Source organism: Pseudomonas neuropathica (assembly GCF_051174785.1).
Lineage (GTDB): Bacteria > Pseudomonadota > Gammaproteobacteria > Pseudomonadales > Pseudomonadaceae > Aquipseudomonas > Aquipseudomonas neuropathica_A.
On the sequence record NZ_CP195111.1, the window covers coordinates 4,639,753 to 4,655,563 of the forward strand.

Here is a 15,811-nt window from a genome sequence, read left to right on the forward strand (position 1 = left end):
GCGAAGGCGGCCTGACAGCCGACCTGTTTTTTGCAGGTGTACTCAATCCAACTGTGGGAGCGAGCCTGCTCGCGAAGGCGGCCTGACAGCCGACCTGTTTTTTACAGATGTACTCAATTCAACTGTGGGAGCGAGCCTGCTCGCGAAGGCGGCCTGACAGCCGACCTGTTTTTTACAGATGTACTCAATTCAACTGTGGGAGCGAGCCTGCTCGCGAAGGCGGCCTGACAGCCGAACTGTTTTTTGCAGGTGTACTCAGTTCAACTGTAGGAGTGAGCCTGCTCGCGATGGCGGCCTGACAGCCGACCTGTTTTTTGCAGGTGTACTCAATCCAACTGTGGGAGCGAGCTTGCTCGCGAAGGCGGCCTGACAGCCGACCTGTTTTTTGCAGATGTACTCCATCCAACTGTAGGAGTGAGCCTGCTCGCGATGGCGGCCTGACAGCCGACCTGTTTTTTGCAGGTGTACTCCATCCAACTGTGGGAGTGAGCCTGCTCGCGATGGCGGCCTGACAGCCGACCTGTTTTTTGCAGGTGTACTCCATCCAACTGTGGGAGCGAGCTTGCTCGCGAAGGCGGCCGGACAGCCGACCTGTTTTTTGCAGGTGTACTCAATCCAACTGTGGGAGCGAGCTTGCTCGCGAAGGCGGCCGGACAGCCGACCTGTTTTTTGCAGGTGTACTCAATCCAACTGTGGGAGCGAGCTTGCTCGCGATGGCGGCCTGACAGCCGACCTGTTTTTTGCAGGTGTACTCAGTTCAACTGTGTGCGAGCCTGATCGCCGACCAGTCTCTAGCTGACGACCCATAGCCCGCTTTACTTGCGCCACTTCCTACATCTTTTTCAGAAGCCTCTGATCTTGAGCCAGATTGCCTCGGATGTTGTACTCCAGCCTCTGCTTTACAGCTTTCCTGAGTTTGTCTTGATGAAAAAGCCGCCAGCATTGAAAGGCAGAACCGACCCGGTGTTCGACTTGTTGGCGCGCCCGCCCCATCGGCAGCGTCTGGCTGACTATCTTGCGCTACTCAAGCCGCTCGATGATCAAGGTCGTTATCTGCCATTTGAAGCGTTGCGTTATCGCTGGGCGGCGGGGCTGGATGCCAGACTGTGCTGGGCCTTGGTCAAGAAGGCACGGGCTGCCCAGCACATTAACCTTCTGCCACTGGGCGAGCCTGTGCAGTGGGGCAAGTATCTGTTGACGCCGTTGGCACAGAAAACCATCTCAATTGTGGATCGGCAGGCCAGTACGGCGGCGCTGGAATACATGACCAGCCAGATCGGCGAACGGGCACATTTCAGTTATCTGCTTAACGATTTGATCGAAGATGAAGCCATCGCCAGCAGTCAGCTGGAAGGCGCTGCGACGACTACGCGTGTGGCCAAGGACATGCTCAAGCAGCGGCGCCAGCCCCGTACTCCGGATGAGCGCATGGTGATGGGTAATTACCGGATGATGAATTTTGCCTGGGAGAGACGTTACGAACCCATGAGCGTGGATTTGATTGCAGCGATTCATCGGGTGGGGGTCGAGGGCATCGATGACGAGCAGTATTCACCCGGGGTGTTCAGAACCAACGACGAAGTGGTCGTTCAGGATGGGGCGGGCAACACCGTGCACCGGCCACCACCTGCGACAGGATTGGCCACGCGGCTGGAGAGGCTGTCGCACTGGATCAACCTTCCAGAGGGCACACCGCAAGAGGCGAGCTACCTGCATCCGCTGATCAAGGCGATCACGCTGCACTTTGCCTTGGGCTACGAGCATCCCTTTCGCGACGGCAACGGGCGGGTCGCCAGGGCGTTGTTTTACTGGTTCATGTTCAAGAATGAATTTGCGGCGTTTCGCTACATAGCGATCAGTTTGTTACTGCGTAATGCGCCAGTGAAATATGGACGTTCATACCTGCATACCGAGGCGGATGAACTGGATCTGACGTACTTCATCGAATTCCAGTGTTCGGTGATCCAGCGAGCGGTGCTCGGGTTTGCCGATGTTTACCGCAAGAGCGTGGCCTACACCGAAAAGTTCGAGCGCTGGCTGACGAATTCTGGCTACTTCGATCAGATGACGGAAAAACAGCGCGCGGTGTATCAGGCGGCAAAAAGCGGGGAGGCGAAGGAGTTCACAGCGAATAATGTGGCGGAAAATTTTGGTTGCTCGTACAGCGAGGCGACTTCGGCTCTGGAGGGGCTGGACCAATTGCAGCTTTTTGAGAGAAGGAAGATGGGGCGGGAGTGGGTATTTTTTTTACGTAATTCTGTACGTGGAGGGAAGCACGGGAGCGAATCGAATCGCCCCCGTGTTGCGACTGCTTAAAGCGTGCCGAACACCTTCTTCGCCAGGCTGGTCGCCGCAGCGGCCGGGTTCTGGCGGATGGTTTCTTCCTGTTTGCCGATCATTTCAAACAAGCCATTGAGCGCTTGCTCGGTGACGTAGTTTTCAACGTTGGCGCTCTTCGCATCGACAACGCCGAACGTCGCGGCCTGGCCGGCGAAGGCGTTGTACTTCTGCGCTACGCCAACCTTGTCGGTTGCCTGCTTGACGATCGGCAGGAACTTGACGCGGATCTGTTCGCGACTGGATTTGTCGAGGTATTGCGTGGCCGAATCCTTGCCGCCGCTGAGGATGCCTTTGGCGTCTTCCACGCTCATTTTCTTCACGGCGTCGACGAGGATTGGCTGGGCCTGGGTCACGGCGCTTTCCGCAGCCTTGTTCATGGCGGTTTCCAGTTCTTCAACCTGAGCACCCATGCCGAAGGCTTTCATCTTGCTCGCGGCTTTGCCGAGTTTGCCCGGCAGTTCGATCTTCACGTCCGGGTTGTTGCTGAAACCGCCGGGGGTACCCAGTTGCTTGACGGCGATTTGCGCGCCTTGGGTCAGGGCATCCTTGAGGCCGCCGGTGGCGTCTTTTTGCGACAGGTCACTCAGCGACAGGGCCAGCGCGCTGGCGGAGATCATCAGGCCTGCACACAGGCCGGCGAAGCGGAGGGTAGGGCGGAGCATGGCGGCTTCCTTGTTGCAGAAAGTGAATTAACGAACGGCGTCGACGCGGATTTTCAGTGGTTGCGGGTCGTTGCCGTCGAGTTGCACGGCGTGGTTTTCGGTGGTGATGAACATCAGTTCGCCGTTGACTTCAATGCGCGCGCTGACCGAGTAACGATGGCCGGGTTTGACCTGCGCCGGATCGTAGCTCAAGTGGAAGGGCAGCGGCACCTGGCCTTTGACCGGGCCTTTTTGCTCGTCCAGCACTACGGCTGGCGCGTCTGCCAGGGAAACGTCCTGCAGACTGACGCTGAGGGTCGCGCTCGGTGGCAGGGCGATGCGCTGCAAGTAGAACACTTCACCGTCGAGACCGACCTTGCCGGCAGGTGTTGTCGATTGGCAGGCGCTCAGTATTGTGGCGGCGGCGAGCAGGGTGAGTTTTTTCATCGGACGTTCTCCTTTTCAATGTGGGAGCGAGCCTGCTCGCGAAAGCGGTGTTTCAGTCACTCAGATGTCGACTGACACTCTATCTTCGCGAGCAAGCTCACTCCCACCAGGTTTGCATCAGGTCTCGGGTTGGGCGACGACCTGATCTGCAGCATCTTCACTGCGATGCAGCGCGACCTGACGGATCGACAAGCGAATCTCCGCCGGCAACACACGTTTGGCCGCGCCTTCGGCGAGTTCGCCGAGCAGTTCGTGATAACTCAGTTTGCCGGCCTCGTCGCGACGCAGCACGTCGAGGTCGAGCAGGGTCTGGATGAAGTGGCGGAACAGGCTCTTGTCGAAGAACTCCGGGGCGTTGAGGCCGTGGAGGATCGACAGGCGCTGGGCCATGACCGTGCAGAGGTCTTCCAGCTCTTCGGCGCTGATACTGTTCTGGCCGCTGTTGATCAGCAACGACACGGTCATGTAGAAGCGCTGCAAGGTCTGGGCGATGCTCTTCGACAGCAGCGTCAGCAGGACGAAATGCCGCGAACTTGGCGCCGGGCGCAGATAGACCTCTTTCTCGAAGCGCAGCAGGCCTTGCTCGACGAATGCTTCGAGCCACTGATCAACCACACCGTCCAGTTCGTCCAGCGTCCAGCGAATGAACAGTTCCGATTGCAGGTACGGATACAGTGCGCGGGTGTAGCGCAGGATCTGTTCGCGACTCATGCGCGACGCGCTCTGGAAGAAGCTCGCGAGCAGCGCCGGCAGGGCGAAGATGTGCAAGACGTTGTTGCGGTAGTAAGTCATCAGGACGGCGTTCTGCTCGTCCAGATAGAGAATCTTGCCCAGCGCATCGTTCTGCTCGGCGAGCAGGTCCATGTCTTTCACGTGCTCGATCAGCGCGCGGCCATCGCCTTCCGGCAGTGTGGTGTGCGGCGAGTACGGGACTTTGCGCAGCAGCGCCAGATACAGATCCAGCACCCGCGCCATGGCGCGATCATCCAGCGCCAGACGCGTGGTCGACAGCAGCGCCAGCGCCACCAGGTTGACCGGGTTGATCGCGGCGGCTTCGTTGAGGTGCTGTGCGACCTTTTCGCCGAGGCGATTGGTGGTTTCGTTGAGCCACGCCGGCTTGTACTGCGGGCCGAGTTCCTGCTGGCGCCAGTCCGGTTGCTCGGCGTCGAGGAATTCTGCGAGTTTGATCGGTTCGCCGAAGTTTACCGCGACCTGACCGAAACGCTGTTTGAGCGCACCGATGACTTTGAAAATGTCGAAGATCGATTCTTTCTTCTTGCTCGCGCCGCGCAGTTCGCCGAGGTAGGTGCGACCTTCCAGCACGCGCTCATAACCGATGTACACCGGCACAAACACGATCGGCATCCGCGACGAACGCAGGAAGCTGCGCATGGTGATCGCGAGCATTCCGGTTTTTGGCTGCAGCATGCGCCCGGTGCGCGAGCGGCCGCCCTCGACGAAGTACTCGACCGGGAAACCTTTGGTGAACAGGGTGTGCAGGTATTCGTTGAACACCGAGGTGTACAGCGGGTTGCCCTTGAAGGTGCGACGCATGAAGAACGCGCCGCCACGGCGCAGCAGGCTGCCGATCACCGGCATGTTCAGGTTGATCCCGGCGGCGATGTGCGGCGGGGTCAGGCCGTTGCGGAACAGCAGATACGACAGCAGCAAATAGTCGATGTGGCTGCGATGGCACGGCACATAGATCACTTCGTGACCTTGGGCGACTTTCTGTACGCCTTCGATGTGGTTGACCTTGATGCCGTCGTAGATCTTGTTCCAGAACCAGCTCAGCACCACTTCGAGGAAACGGATCGCGGTGTAGGTGTAGTCCGAGGCGATTTCGTTGCCGTAGCGCAGGGCCTGGGCCTTGGCTTTCTCCGGGGAGATGTTTTCGCGCTCGGCTTCGTCGAGGATCGCTTGTTTGACCAACGGCTGGTTGAGCAGACCTTTGACCAGATTGCGGCGGTGGGAAATGTCCGGGCCGATCACCGCAGCTTTCAGATTGCGGAAGTGTACGCGCAGGATCCGCTGGGCCATGCGCACGGTGCGCTCGTGGCCCTTGTTGTGTTCGATCAGCTCGCGCAGGTGAATCGGCGCGGAGAACTGCACGCGGGTTTTGCGCCCGAGAACAATGATGCTCAGCAGCCGACGCAGACGCCCGGTAACGGCCCAGCTGTCGGCGAACAACAACTTCCACGGACTGTTTTCGCTGTCCGGCGATTGGCCCCAGAACACGCTGACCGGGATGATCTGCGCATCTTCAGCAGCGTTCTGGGTGAGGGCGCTGACCAGACGGGTCAGGGTCGGCGGTGCGCCGCGCTTGTCCTGGCGCCCGAGCCAGTCCGGATCCGGCGTCAGGTAGAAAAACGCCGCTGGTTCGATCAGCGAACCCACCGACACCGGCAGCACCGGACGCGGCAGGCCGGCCTTGGTGCACTCGGTGTCGACCACCGCCAGATCGGTCAGCGAAGGGTTTTGCAGGACGTAGAACACCGGACGACTGCGGTCGAGGTTGAGGGTGAACGACGACTGGTTGATCGTCTCCGAGCGAACCCAGAGGTACAACAGTCGGCGCAAGGTGCCAAACACAAGACGGCGGAACGGGGAACGGGTCATACGGCTTCTGCGTGAGTGAATAAAACCGAGCGTTTGCTCGGGTGGGCGATAGTGTGCCGGATTACTCGAAAATCGGCAAAAAAGCGGCGAAGTAATCTCCTGTTGAGACTTTTCGCACCTGTCATATACTCGGCGGTCTGTCGCCGGGGCCCTTTTATGGACGTCGGACGCAGGCTGACGTTCCTCTAAGGCTTTCCTGCGAAAAGCCTGTTCAATAATAAAAAAGGAGTATGAACAGATGGCAACACGTGAAACCGGCAATGTGAAGTGGTTCAACGACGCCAAAGGCTACGGCTTTATCCAGCGCGAAGACGGGGTGGACGTGTTCGTGCACTACCGTGCGATTCGCGGCGAAGGGCATCGGTCGCTGGCTGAAGGTCAGCAGGTCGAGTACGCGGTGATTACCGGCGAGAAGGGTTTGCAGGCTGAGGATGTTGTAGGCCTGTAACACAAACCTCCAGAACGCCAAAAACCACTGTGGGAGCGAGCCTGCTCGCGAATGCGCTGTATCAGTCACCATTCATATCGACTGACACTACGCATTCGTCGGAACGCCGCCCGGAGCAGGCTCGCTCCCACATTTGTATCCGCGTTGCCTGTTGTTACGCGGTTTTCCAGGTGATTTCTTCTTCACCATCGGCACTGATGCGCATCCAGCGATCTGCCGTCTCCTCACCTTCTTCCTCGACCCACGTCCCCGGTGCGCAACGCACTTCGACGTTCAGCGCGGCAAACGCGGCACGCGCGCAGGCGATGTCGTCGTCCCATGGCGTCTGGTCGCTTTCCAGGTACAGGCTGTTCCATTTGCCCACGGCTTTCGGCAGCCATGTCACAGGAATGTTGCCGGCCTTGCACTTGTAAGTCTGGCCTTTCTGTACCCAGTCGCTGCACGGGCCCAACGCGGCGCCCAGCCAGGCCGCAATGGCCTTGTGGTCGACGTCGGCGTCTTTCAGGTAAATCTCGATATCCGGTTGGCGCATGGATGTCCTCACTGCGGGTCTGAAAAATCCATTCGCGGATTTAGCCGGCCCCGGGCACTCGCCCGAGACCAAAAGTTATTGAAGAACGAAATAATCGTAGCGCATCGACACGGTGGTCTCGAACGGCTCGGCCTGTTCGATCACCGCCGCACGACGCTCGGCACTGGCGCGCCAGCCGTGGGGCGTCATCGCTAACAGGTTGGCGCGATCCTCGGGCTTGTCCAGCGTCAGTTTGAATTCCAGGGTTTCACTGTGCGCCAGCGCCATTCCTTCCGGCACCAGGGCCAGGTGCTTGTCGTCGGTGTATTCGCGCACTTCGTCGTACAGGCGTTCGCGCAATTCCATCAGGTGGCCGCTGGTCGGGCCTACTTTCATCAGACCGCCGCCGACACTGAGCAAGCGCTTGGCTTCTTCCCAGTCCAGAGGACTGAACACGCTGGCAAGAAACTGGCAACTGCCCGACGCCAACGGCACGCGGGCCATGCTGGCGATCAACCAGGTGATTGCCGGGTTGCGCTTGCAGGCGCGTTTGACCGCTTCACGGGAGATGTCCAATGCGTAGCCATCCGCGTTCGGTAACGCCTCAGCGATTTGCGCGGTGTAATAACCCTCGCCACAGCCGATGTCGACCCAGCGATCTGGCGCATAACTCGCTGCCAGTTCGGCCAGACGCTTGGCCACTGGCGCGTAATGGCCAGCGTTCAAGAAATCGCGGCGCGCTTCGACCATGGCCTGGTTGTCGCCAGGGTCGCGGCTGTTCTTGTGCTGCACCGGCAGCAGGTTCAGGTAACCCTGCCGCGCACGGTCGAAACGGTGGCCGGCGGGGCAGACCACGCCGTTATCCAGCGCATTCAACGGTTCATTGCAGATCGGGCACGCAAGCATCAGGCGAGCAACTTGATCAGGGTCTGGTAGTAGATCTCGGTCAGTACGTCGAGATCCGCCGCCAGCACGCGCTCGTTGACCTGGTGAATGGTCGCGTTGACCGGGCCCAGTTCAACCACTTGCGTGCCCATGGTTGCGATAAAGCGGCCATCGGACGTGCCGCCGCTGGTCGACGCCTTGGTCTCGCGACCGGTGATTTCCTTGATGCTCGCCGACACGGCGTCGAGCAGCGCGCCAGGTTCGGTGAGGAACGGCAGGCCGGACAGCGCCCAGTCGATGTGCCAGTCCAGATCGTGCTTGTCGAGAATATCGGCCACACGTTTCTGCAGGCCTTCCACGGTCGATTCGGTGGAGAAACGGAAATTGAACACCGCCACCAGATCGCCCGGAATCACGTTGGTCGCGCCGGTACCGGAGTTGACGTTGGAGATCTGGAAACTGGTCGGCGGGAAGAAATCGTTACCGTGATCCCAATGCTCGGCGGCCAGTTCGGCCAGCGCCGGAGCGGCGAGGTGAATCGGATTCTTCGCCAGGTGCGGATAGGCGACGTGACCCTGAATGCCTTTGACCGTGAGCTTGGCGCCCAGCGAGCCGCGACGGCCGTTCTTAACCACGTCGCCGACCAGTGTGGTACTCGACGGTTCGCCGACGATGCACCAGTCCAGACGCTCGCTACGCGCGGCCAGACGCTCGACCACTGCTTTGGTGCCGTGGTGCGCCGGGCCTTCTTCGTCGCTGGTGATCAGGAACGCGACTTTGCCCTTGTGGTTCGGATAGTCGGCGACAAAACGCTCAGCGGCAACGGTCATCGATGCCAGGCTGCCTTTCATGTCCGCCGCGCCGCGGCCGCAGAGCATGCCGTGTTCATCGATCACGGCGTTGAACGGGTCGATCTGCCATGCGGTGATCGGGCCGGTCGGCACCACGTCGGTGTGGCCGGCGAAGCACAATACCGGCCCGTCGTTGCTGCCGTGAGTGGCCCAGAAGTTATCCACATCTTCGATGCGCATCGGTTCGAGAGTGAAACCGGCATCGCCCAGGCGCTGCATCATCTGCTTCTGGCAATCGGCGTCGACCGGCGTCACGGATGGACGGCGGATCAGGTCGATGGCGAGTTGGAGGGTCGGCGAAAGGTCGGCGTGGGCCGTCATGGAAAACTCCGGGATCATGAATTTGAGCGAGGGCCAATGTGGGAGCGAGCTTGCTCGCGAAAGAGGTGTATCAGGCAACATAAGGGTTGAATGTTACAAAGCCTTCGCGAGCAAGCTCGCTCCCACAGGGATTGGGTTCGGTCAGTTACACCGCGTATCACGCCAAGCCCCGCAAAATGGCGGTTATCTTAAAGCAAAACGGCGACCATTGGCCGCCGTTTAGTGCATCGATGAGGATTTAGACGACCGGCGCCGGCTCCGGCGCAGTGGCCGGTTTCGGCAACGACGACAGGAACGCCATGATCAGCGCGGCCAGATACGGCAGCGACTGCACCAGCAACATCACCACCCAGAAACGCATGTCGTTGCTCGGCATGCCGTTGACCAGGAAAATCCCCAGCGCCGCGCCCCACAACAGCAGCATGATGAACAGCTCTTCCCGCGCTTCGGAAATCGCCACCCAGAAGCCGTGGTTGTCAGCGTTTTTCGGCGTGCGGAAGAAAGGAATGCTGCTGGTGAAGAAGCCGTACAGCACCGCTTTGGCGATGGTGTGCGACAACGCCAGCCCGGCCAATGCCGCGCAGAACGCATCTTTCAGGTTCACGCCGACGGCGCGACGGTAGAGGAAGATGATCTTGCCGACCTTGAACACGAACAGCGCCAGCGGCGGGATTGCGAAAATCAGCAACGGTGGATCGACCCGTTGCGGCACGATGATCATCGCCGCCGACCACAACAGCGCGCCGACGGTGAAGAAGATGTTCATGCCATCCGCGACCCACGGCAACCAGCCCGCGAGGAAGTGATAACGCTGGCCGCGCGTCAGTTCGGTGTCCTTGCCGCGCAGCAGGCTGCCGGTGTGACGTTTGATGATCTGAATCGCACCGTAGGCCCAACGGAAACGCTGCTTCTTGAAGTCGATAAACGTATCCGGCATCAGCCCCTTGCCGTAGCTGTCGTGGTAATACGCCGCCGACAGGCCTTTCTCGAACACGCGCAGACCCAGTTCGGCGTCTTCACAGATACACCAGTCGGCCCAGCCCAGCTCTTCCAGCACCGAACGCCGGGTCATGGTCATGGTGCCGTGCTGAATGATCGCGTCACGGTCGTTGCGGGTGACCATGCCGATGTGGAAGAAGCCTTTGTATTCGGCATAGCAGAGCTTTTTGAAGGTGCTTTCGTTCTGGTCGCGATAATCCTGCGGCGACTGTACCACGGCGATTTTCGGGTCGGCGAAGTGCGGCACCATGTGCTTGAGCCAGTTCGGGTGCACGCAGTAATCGGAGTCGATCACGGCGATCACTTCGGCATCCTTGGCGGTATGCGGGATCAGGTAGTTCAGTGCGCCGCCCTTGAAACCGGCCAGGGGCGAGACGTGGAAGAACTTGAAGCGCGGGCCGAGGGTTTCGCAGTAATCGCGCACCGGCTCCCACACCGCCGGGTCTTTGGTGTTGTTGTCGATGATCAGGACTTCGTAGTCCGGGTAATCGAGCGCGGCGAGGGCGTCGAGGGTCTGTTTGACCATCTCCGGCGGCTCGTTGTAGCACGGCACGTGGATCGAGACTTTCGGGCGGTAGCTGGAGTCGCCCTCGACCGGCAGGAACTCGCGCCGACGCTTGTGAATCCACACCGCTTCGGCCAGTTCATGCGCTTCGGTGAGCAACACAATGAACACCCCGAGCGCACCGAGCGCCAAGAGGAAGCCGACCGTCAAACTGAACCACGTGCTGTATTGCAGGCTGTAGTCGTAGCCGATCCACACCAGCACCGACCCGCAAAGGAAGGCGATAAAGGTCAGGAAGATACGCCCGCGTTGACGCAGGGCCGAGCCGTCGATCATCAGCAAGGTCAGCGACAACAGCGCCAGCACCACCGAACCGATGGCCAGCACGCGCCACTGCGGGATCGCGACCACCGGACCTTCGAAGTTGAATTTCTGCTGTCGCGCGGCGTTGAACACACCCCAGTAGGCGCCGACCGAACCTTCGTCGCTGGCCTTCCACGGCTGGTCGAACGCTTCGATCACGAAGTAATTAAAGCCCTGGCGATTGAGCTTGTTGACCAGGGTGCGCAGGTAGATCGCCTGATCCGCCGGCGACGCATCGGCGCCACCGCGCATGCGGCCGTTGCTCGGCCAGCCGACTTCGGAGAGCAGCAGCGGTTTTTTCGGGAACATCTTTTTCAGATCGCGGGCGCGGTCGAAAACGAACTGGCCGGCCTTGTCGACGGGGATGAATTCCCAGTACGGCAGAACGTGGGCGGCGATCAGGTCAACGTGCTTGGCCAGCTCCGGGTGTTCTTCCCAGACGTGCCATTGCTCGGAGGTGGTCACTGGCACTTTCACCGCTGCGCGCACGCGATCGAGCAGCACGCTCAGCTCTTGGGCGGTGATTTCCTTGCGGAAGATCGCTTCGTTACCGACCACCACGCGCACCACACTGCGCGTGGTGTTGGCCAGTTCGATGGCGCGGGTGATTTCCCGTTCGTTGCGTTCCTGGTCGGGGCTGATCCAGATCCCCAGTGTCACGCGCAAGCCGAACTCTTCAGCGAGTTTCGGGATGTCTTGCAGCGAGCCGTCGACCGAGTAGATACGGATGTTGTCCGTCAGCTTGCTCATGATCTCCAGGTCGCGACGCATTTCGTCGTCAGTCGGATACTGATCCTTCTGCGGATATTGTCCCTGCTGGAACGGCGAATAGGAGAAACCGGAGATCTGCTCCGGCCAGTTCGGCGCGGAGACCGGGCGATTGATCAGCGCCCAGAAGCCGGTGAACAGGGCGGCGATTGCCAGAACCACCACCAGGTTGAGTCCAAATTTACGCGATGACATAGCTATTTCGGGTTCCAAAGGCTGTGGAACGAAGGATCGGTCGGCTAGACGCCCGAGGGGCGCGCATCCTACACCGGCAGTTCGCAAGTCGTACATCAGACAGGGAAATGCCCGACATTTGGCAGCCGACTTTGACTTAAGTTCTTACACTTGTAGCTTGATGCTTAAAACTTGTCGCTGCGTAGCCCTATAATGCGCGCCGGTTTTTGGGGTAATGGTCATGAGTACAGAAGATCCGCGGTTTGCAGGCATCGCCCGTTTGTATGGCATCGAAGGCCTGGCGCGTTTGCGCGCGGCCCATGTGGCGATCGTCGGCGTCGGGGGCGTCGGTTCCTGGGCGGCGGAAGCCATGGCCCGTTGTGGTGTCGGCGAGATTTCGCTGTTCGACCTCGATGACGTCTGCGTCAGCAACGCCAACCGCCAGTTGCACGCGCTGGACAGCACCGTCGGCAAACCCAAGGTCGAAGTGATGGCCGAGCGTCTGCGCGGGATCAACCCGGATTGCACCGTGCACGCCGTGGCGGATTTCGTTACTCGCGACACCATGGCCGAATACATCACGCCGAACATCGATTGCGTGATCGACTGCATTGACGCGGTCAACGCCAAAGCTGCGCTGATCGCCTGGTGCAAGCGCCGCAAGATCCAGATCATCACCACGGGCGGGGCGGGCGGGCAGATCGATCCGACGTTGATTCAGGTCTGCGACCTCAACCGCACCTTCAACGATCCGTTGGCCTCGAAAGTGCGCTCGACGTTGCGTCGTGATTATGGCTTTTCGCGCACCGTGACCCGGCATTACAGCGTGCCGTGTGTGTTTTCCACGGAACAGCTGCGTTATCCGAAACCGGATGGCAGCATTTGTTTGCAGAAGAGCTTTGTCGGCGATGGCGTGAAGCTCGACTGCGCTGGCGGGTTTGGCGCGGTGATGATGGTCACGGCGACGTTCGGCATGGTCGCGGCGACCAAGGCTGTGGACAAGATTGTCGCGGGGGTTCGGCGCCCGGCGGATCGGGTCAAACCTCAGGTTTGATGCTGGGGCTTATGGCCTCTTCGCGAGCAGGCTCGCTTCCACATTGAAATGCATTCCCCTGTGGGAGCGAGCCTGCTCGCGAAAGCGATTAACCCGCCAACTCATTCATCCGCTGGAGCACGGCATTGAGGCCATTGCTGCGCGAGGGCGATAGCTGCCGCGAAAGGCCGAGCTGATTGAACCAGTCCGGCAAATCAACCTGCTGCAATTCAGTGGCCGACAAGCCGTTAACCCGCAACAGCAACAACGCCACCAACCCACGAATCATCCGCGCATCGCTGCTGGCGCTGAACTGCCAGTGACCATCGCGCAACGCCCCGACCAGCCAGACCTGACTCTCACAGCCATGCACCCGGTTTGCGTCGCATTTTTCCGCGTCATCCAACGGCGGCAATCGATCACCAAACTGCATCAACAACCGCGCCCGCTGCTCCCAGCTCGCTGCATTCTGAAAAGTCTGCAGCGCTTCAGCTGCCTCGGCCGGCAAGCTCATCGCAACAACTCCAGCGCCTGATCCAGCGCCTCAAAGAAGCGCTCCAGATCCTCGGAGTCGTTGTACAGCGCCAGCGATACACGAATCGCCCCGGCCAGCTCAAAGCTTTTCAACAGCGGCATCGCGCAGTGATGCCCGGCGCGCACAGCGATGCCTTGTTCGGTGAGCAGGTGCGCCAGATCAGCGTTATGCACACCGTCGACGACAAAACTCGCCAGTGCCAGTTGCGGTTTGCCGAGCAGACGAATGCCGTTACGAGCGGCGAGGCCTCGCAGCAGATAGTCATGCAGCGCCGCTTCGTGGGCGGAGACCGCGTCCTGATCCAGACCTGCCAGATAATCCAGCGTCGCTCCCAGGCCGATCACACTGGCAATCGGCGGCGTGCCCGCTTCAAAACCCAGCGGTGCAGGGCGGAAACGCGCGTCGTGATAGTTGGCTTCCAGCACCATCTCGCCACCGAACTGCCATGGTTTCAGTTGCTCAAGTGCTGCGTTGCGCCCGAACAGCACGCCGAGACCATCAGGCCCATAGAGCTTGTGGCTGGAAAACACATAGAAGTCGCAACCCAGCGCCTGCACGTCATGCCGACCATGCACCACGCCTTGCGCGCCATCGACCACGGTCAGCGCGTTCTGCGCCTTGGCCATGCCGATTAATGCCGGCAACGGCTGCCAAGCGCCGAGCACATTGGACAACTGACTGACCGCCAGCAATCGCGTGCGCGAACCAATCAGATGCACGGCGGCCGCAAGGTCGATCAGACCGTCAGCATCCAGCGGCAGGATCACCAGTTTCAGGTTGCGCCGTTGCGCCAGTTGCTGCCATGGCAGCAGGTTGGCGTGATGCTCCAGCGCGCTGATGACAATTTCATCGCCCGGGTGGAAAAGATGTTCCAGGCCATAAGCCAGGAGATTCAGCGCACTGGTGGCGCCGTGGGTAAAGATGATCTGCCCGCTGTCACCGGCATTCAGCCACTGGGCAACCTTCAGCCGACTGTCCTCGAACGCCTGCGTCGCGTGGGCGCCGGGCAAGTGTTGCGCGCGATGCACATTGGCTGCGCCATTGGCGTAGTAATGCGTCAGCGCGTCGAGCAGGGCTTGGGGTTTTTGCGTGGTGGCGGCGTTGTCCAGATAGGTCTGGTCTTGCCGTTGCAGCGCGGCGATGGCCGGGAAATCGGCACGCCACGGGGAGGGAATCATCATTTGTTCAGCCCTGTGAACTTGGGCGGGTATACACCGAACCTTGTGGGAGCGAGCTTGCTCGCGAAAGCGTCGTGTCATTCAGCACTGTTGTTGACTGACGGGGCGCCTTCGCGAGCAAGCTCGCTCCCACAGGGGGGATCGTATGGCAGCTTAGTTGTGAGCGTGCAGCGCTTCGTTCAGTTCGATCGCCGATTTGTGGGTCTTGCATTCCACAGCACCGGTTTCCGAATTGCGACGGAACAACAGGTCAGTCTGACCGGCCAGCTCACGCGCCTTCACAACCTTGACCAGGTTGTTGTTTTCGTCCAGCAGCGCCACCTTGGTGCCGGCGGTCACGTACAGGCCCGACTCGACAGTGTTGCGGTCGCCCAACGGAATGCCGATACCGGCGTTGGCGCCGATCAGGCAGCCTTCGCCAACCTTGATCACGATGTTGCCGCCGCCTGACAGAGTGCCCATGGTCGAGCAACCGCCGCCCAGGTCCGAACCCTTGCCGACGAATACGCCTGCGGAAACGCGGCCTTCGATCATGCCCGGGCCTTCGGTGCCGGCGTTGAAGTTGATGAAACCTTCGTGCATCACGGTGGTGCCTTCACCGACGTAAGCGCCCAGACGCAGACGCGCGGCGTCAGCGATACGCACGCCAGCCGGTACCACGTAGTCGGTCATTTTCGGGAACTTGTCTACCGAGAACACTTCCAGCAGCTCGCCGCGCAGACGCGCTTCCAGTTGCAGTTCAGCCAGTTCGCTCAGGTCGATTGCACCTTGGCTGGTCCAGGCTACGTTCGGCAGCAGCGGGAAGATCCCGGCCAGGCTCACGCCGTGCGGCTTGACCAGACGGTGCGACAGCAGGTGCAGCTTGAGGTAGGCCTCAGGCGTCGAGGTCAGCTGTGCGTCTTCGGCCAGCAAAGTGGCGACCAGCGGCTTGTGGCTTTCAGCCAGACGGGTCAGCAGCTTGCCTTGCACGGCGTCGATGCCTTTCACGGCTTCAGCCAGTTGCGCAGCCTGGGCGGTGGTGAAAGTGATGGCCTGGTTGCCTTCGGTGTAACCGAGGATTGGCGCAACAGCGGCGACCAGTTCGGCCGACGGGTTGAGCAATGGCTGTGCGTAGAACACTTCCAGCCACGCACCTTGACGGTTCTGAGTGCCGACACCAAAGGCGATGCTGAACAGGGAATTGGACATGTAAA

Annotated in this window: 13 protein-coding genes; 3 read left to right on the forward strand and 10 right to left on the reverse strand. The window is 60.3% G+C overall.

Annotation, left to right across the window (positions count from 1 at the left end; genetic code table 11):
• The first annotated feature begins 924 nt into the window (after positions 1 to 924).
• Positions 925 to 2,316: a Fic family protein gene (locus ACRRSD_RS20870; protein WP_435038528.1), complete on the forward strand. Its 1,392-nt coding sequence runs from the start codon at positions 925 to 927 to the stop codon at positions 2,314 to 2,316.
• Here the strand turns inward: ACRRSD_RS20870 and ACRRSD_RS20875 are convergent.
• From ACRRSD_RS20875 to plsB, 3 genes are all read right to left on the reverse strand, one after another.
• Positions 2,313 to 3,002 carry a DUF4197 domain-containing protein gene (locus ACRRSD_RS20875; RefSeq protein ID WP_435035094.1) on the reverse strand — a complete coding sequence of 230 codons (690 nt, stop codon included), beginning with the start codon at positions 3,000 to 3,002 and terminating at the stop codon, positions 2,313 to 2,315. The genes ACRRSD_RS20870 and ACRRSD_RS20875 overlap by 4 nt on opposite strands.
• A 27-nt stretch (positions 3,003 to 3,029) precedes the next feature.
• A complete protein-coding gene (locus ACRRSD_RS20880; protein WP_435035095.1) occupies positions 3,030 to 3,428 on the reverse strand; it encodes a YbaY family lipoprotein in 399 nt (132 codons plus the stop codon).
• Between the two features lie 117 nt (positions 3,429 to 3,545).
• Positions 3,546 to 6,047: a glycerol-3-phosphate 1-O-acyltransferase PlsB gene (plsB, locus tag ACRRSD_RS20885; RefSeq protein ID WP_435035096.1), complete on the reverse strand. Its 2,502-nt coding sequence runs from the start codon at positions 6,045 to 6,047 to the stop codon at positions 3,546 to 3,548.
• 238 nt (positions 6,048 to 6,285) lie between these two features.
• Between plsB and ACRRSD_RS20890 the strand changes: the two genes are divergently transcribed.
• Positions 6,286 to 6,495: a cold-shock protein gene (locus ACRRSD_RS20890; protein ID WP_053117589.1), complete on the forward strand. Its 210-nt coding sequence runs from the start codon at positions 6,286 to 6,288 to the stop codon at positions 6,493 to 6,495.
• Between the two features lie 154 nt (positions 6,496 to 6,649).
• Here the strand turns inward: ACRRSD_RS20890 and ACRRSD_RS20895 are convergent, their stop codons facing one another.
• The 4 genes from ACRRSD_RS20895 to ACRRSD_RS20910 all read right to left on the reverse strand — a co-directional run bounded on the left by ACRRSD_RS20895 (position 6,650) and on the right by ACRRSD_RS20910 (position 11,893).
• Entirely contained in the window at positions 6,650 to 7,027 is a 378-nt protein-coding gene (locus tag ACRRSD_RS20895) for a hypothetical protein (RefSeq protein ID WP_435035098.1), read from the reverse strand.
• 75 nt (positions 7,028 to 7,102) lie between these two features.
• The gene (locus tag ACRRSD_RS20900) at positions 7,103 to 7,912 is read right to left on the reverse strand and encodes a putative RNA methyltransferase (protein WP_435035099.1); all 810 of its coding nucleotides are present in this window, start codon (positions 7,910 to 7,912) and stop codon (positions 7,103 to 7,105) included.
• Positions 7,912 to 9,063 (reverse strand): succinyl-diaminopimelate desuccinylase, encoded by a 1,152-nt coding sequence (gene dapE, locus ACRRSD_RS20905; protein WP_435035100.1) that lies wholly within the window; start codon positions 9,061 to 9,063, stop codon positions 7,912 to 7,914. Before dapE ends, ACRRSD_RS20900 begins: the two co-directional genes overlap by 1 nt.
• 238 nt (positions 9,064 to 9,301) lie before the next feature.
• On the reverse strand, positions 9,302 to 11,893 hold the full coding sequence (locus tag ACRRSD_RS20910; protein WP_435035101.1) for a glycosyltransferase: 2,592 nt from the start codon (positions 11,891 to 11,893) through the stop codon (positions 9,302 to 9,304).
• Positions 11,894 to 12,107: 214 nt separating this feature from the next.
• On the opposite strand from ACRRSD_RS20910, the gene tcdA reads away from it, so the two are divergent.
• Positions 12,108 to 12,926 (forward strand): tRNA cyclic N6-threonylcarbamoyladenosine(37) synthase TcdA, encoded by an 819-nt coding sequence (tcdA, locus tag ACRRSD_RS20915; RefSeq protein WP_435035102.1) that lies wholly within the window; start codon positions 12,108 to 12,110, stop codon positions 12,924 to 12,926.
• Positions 12,927 to 13,014: 88 nt separating this feature from the next.
• On the opposite strand, the gene ACRRSD_RS20920 is transcribed toward tcdA, so the two are convergent.
• From ACRRSD_RS20920 to dapD, 3 genes are all read right to left on the reverse strand, one after another.
• The gene (locus ACRRSD_RS20920) at positions 13,015 to 13,419 is read right to left on the reverse strand and encodes a SufE family protein (protein ID WP_435035104.1); all 405 of its coding nucleotides are present in this window, start codon (positions 13,417 to 13,419) and stop codon (positions 13,015 to 13,017) included.
• The gene (locus tag ACRRSD_RS20925; RefSeq protein WP_435035106.1) at positions 13,416 to 14,621 is read right to left on the reverse strand and encodes an aminotransferase class V-fold PLP-dependent enzyme; all 1,206 of its coding nucleotides are present in this window, start codon (positions 14,619 to 14,621) and stop codon (positions 13,416 to 13,418) included. The genes ACRRSD_RS20920 and ACRRSD_RS20925 overlap by 4 nt, the downstream gene beginning before the upstream one ends.
• A gap of 150 nt (positions 14,622 to 14,771) precedes the next feature.
• Complete coding sequence (dapD, locus tag ACRRSD_RS20930; protein ID WP_011332675.1) at positions 14,772 to 15,806, reverse strand: 2,3,4,5-tetrahydropyridine-2,6-dicarboxylate N-succinyltransferase; 1,035 nt, start codon at positions 15,804 to 15,806, stop codon at positions 14,772 to 14,774.
• Between the last annotated feature and the right edge of the window lie 5 nt (positions 15,807 to 15,811).

Bases quoted from the DNA above. Each gene is read 5' to 3' on its own strand.
- ACRRSD_RS20870 (WP_435038528.1), top strand. From the start codon at position 925: ATGAAAAAGCCGCCAGCATTGAAAGGCAGAACCGACCCGGTGTTCGAC.
- ACRRSD_RS20875 (WP_435035094.1), bottom strand. From the start codon at position 3,002: ATGCTCCGCCCTACCCTCCGCTTCGCCGGCCTGTGTGCAGGCCTGATG.
- ACRRSD_RS20880 (WP_435035095.1), bottom strand. From the start codon at position 3,428: ATGAAAAAACTCACCCTGCTCGCCGCCGCCACAATACTGAGCGCCTGC.
- plsB (WP_435035096.1), bottom strand. From the start codon at position 6,047: ATGACCCGTTCCCCGTTCCGCCGTCTTGTGTTTGGCACCTTGCGCCGA.
- ACRRSD_RS20890 (WP_053117589.1), top strand. From the start codon at position 6,286: ATGGCAACACGTGAAACCGGCAATGTGAAGTGGTTCAACGACGCCAAA.
- ACRRSD_RS20895 (WP_435035098.1), bottom strand. From the start codon at position 7,027: ATGCGCCAACCGGATATCGAGATTTACCTGAAAGACGCCGACGTCGAC.
- ACRRSD_RS20900 (WP_435035099.1), bottom strand. From the start codon at position 7,912: ATGCTTGCGTGCCCGATCTGCAATGAACCGTTGAATGCGCTGGATAAC.
- dapE (WP_435035100.1), bottom strand. From the start codon at position 9,063: ATGACGGCCCACGCCGACCTTTCGCCGACCCTCCAACTCGCCATCGAC.
- ACRRSD_RS20910 (WP_435035101.1), bottom strand. From the start codon at position 11,893: ATGTCATCGCGTAAATTTGGACTCAACCTGGTGGTGGTTCTGGCAATC.
- tcdA (WP_435035102.1), top strand. From the start codon at position 12,108: ATGGTCATGAGTACAGAAGATCCGCGGTTTGCAGGCATCGCCCGTTTG.
- ACRRSD_RS20920 (WP_435035104.1), bottom strand. From the start codon at position 13,419: ATGAGCTTGCCGGCCGAGGCAGCTGAAGCGCTGCAGACTTTTCAGAAT.
- ACRRSD_RS20925 (WP_435035106.1), bottom strand. From the start codon at position 14,621: ATGATGATTCCCTCCCCGTGGCGTGCCGATTTCCCGGCCATCGCCGCG.
- dapD (WP_011332675.1), bottom strand. From the start codon at position 15,806: ATGTCCAATTCCCTGTTCAGCATCGCCTTTGGTGTCGGCACTCAGAAC.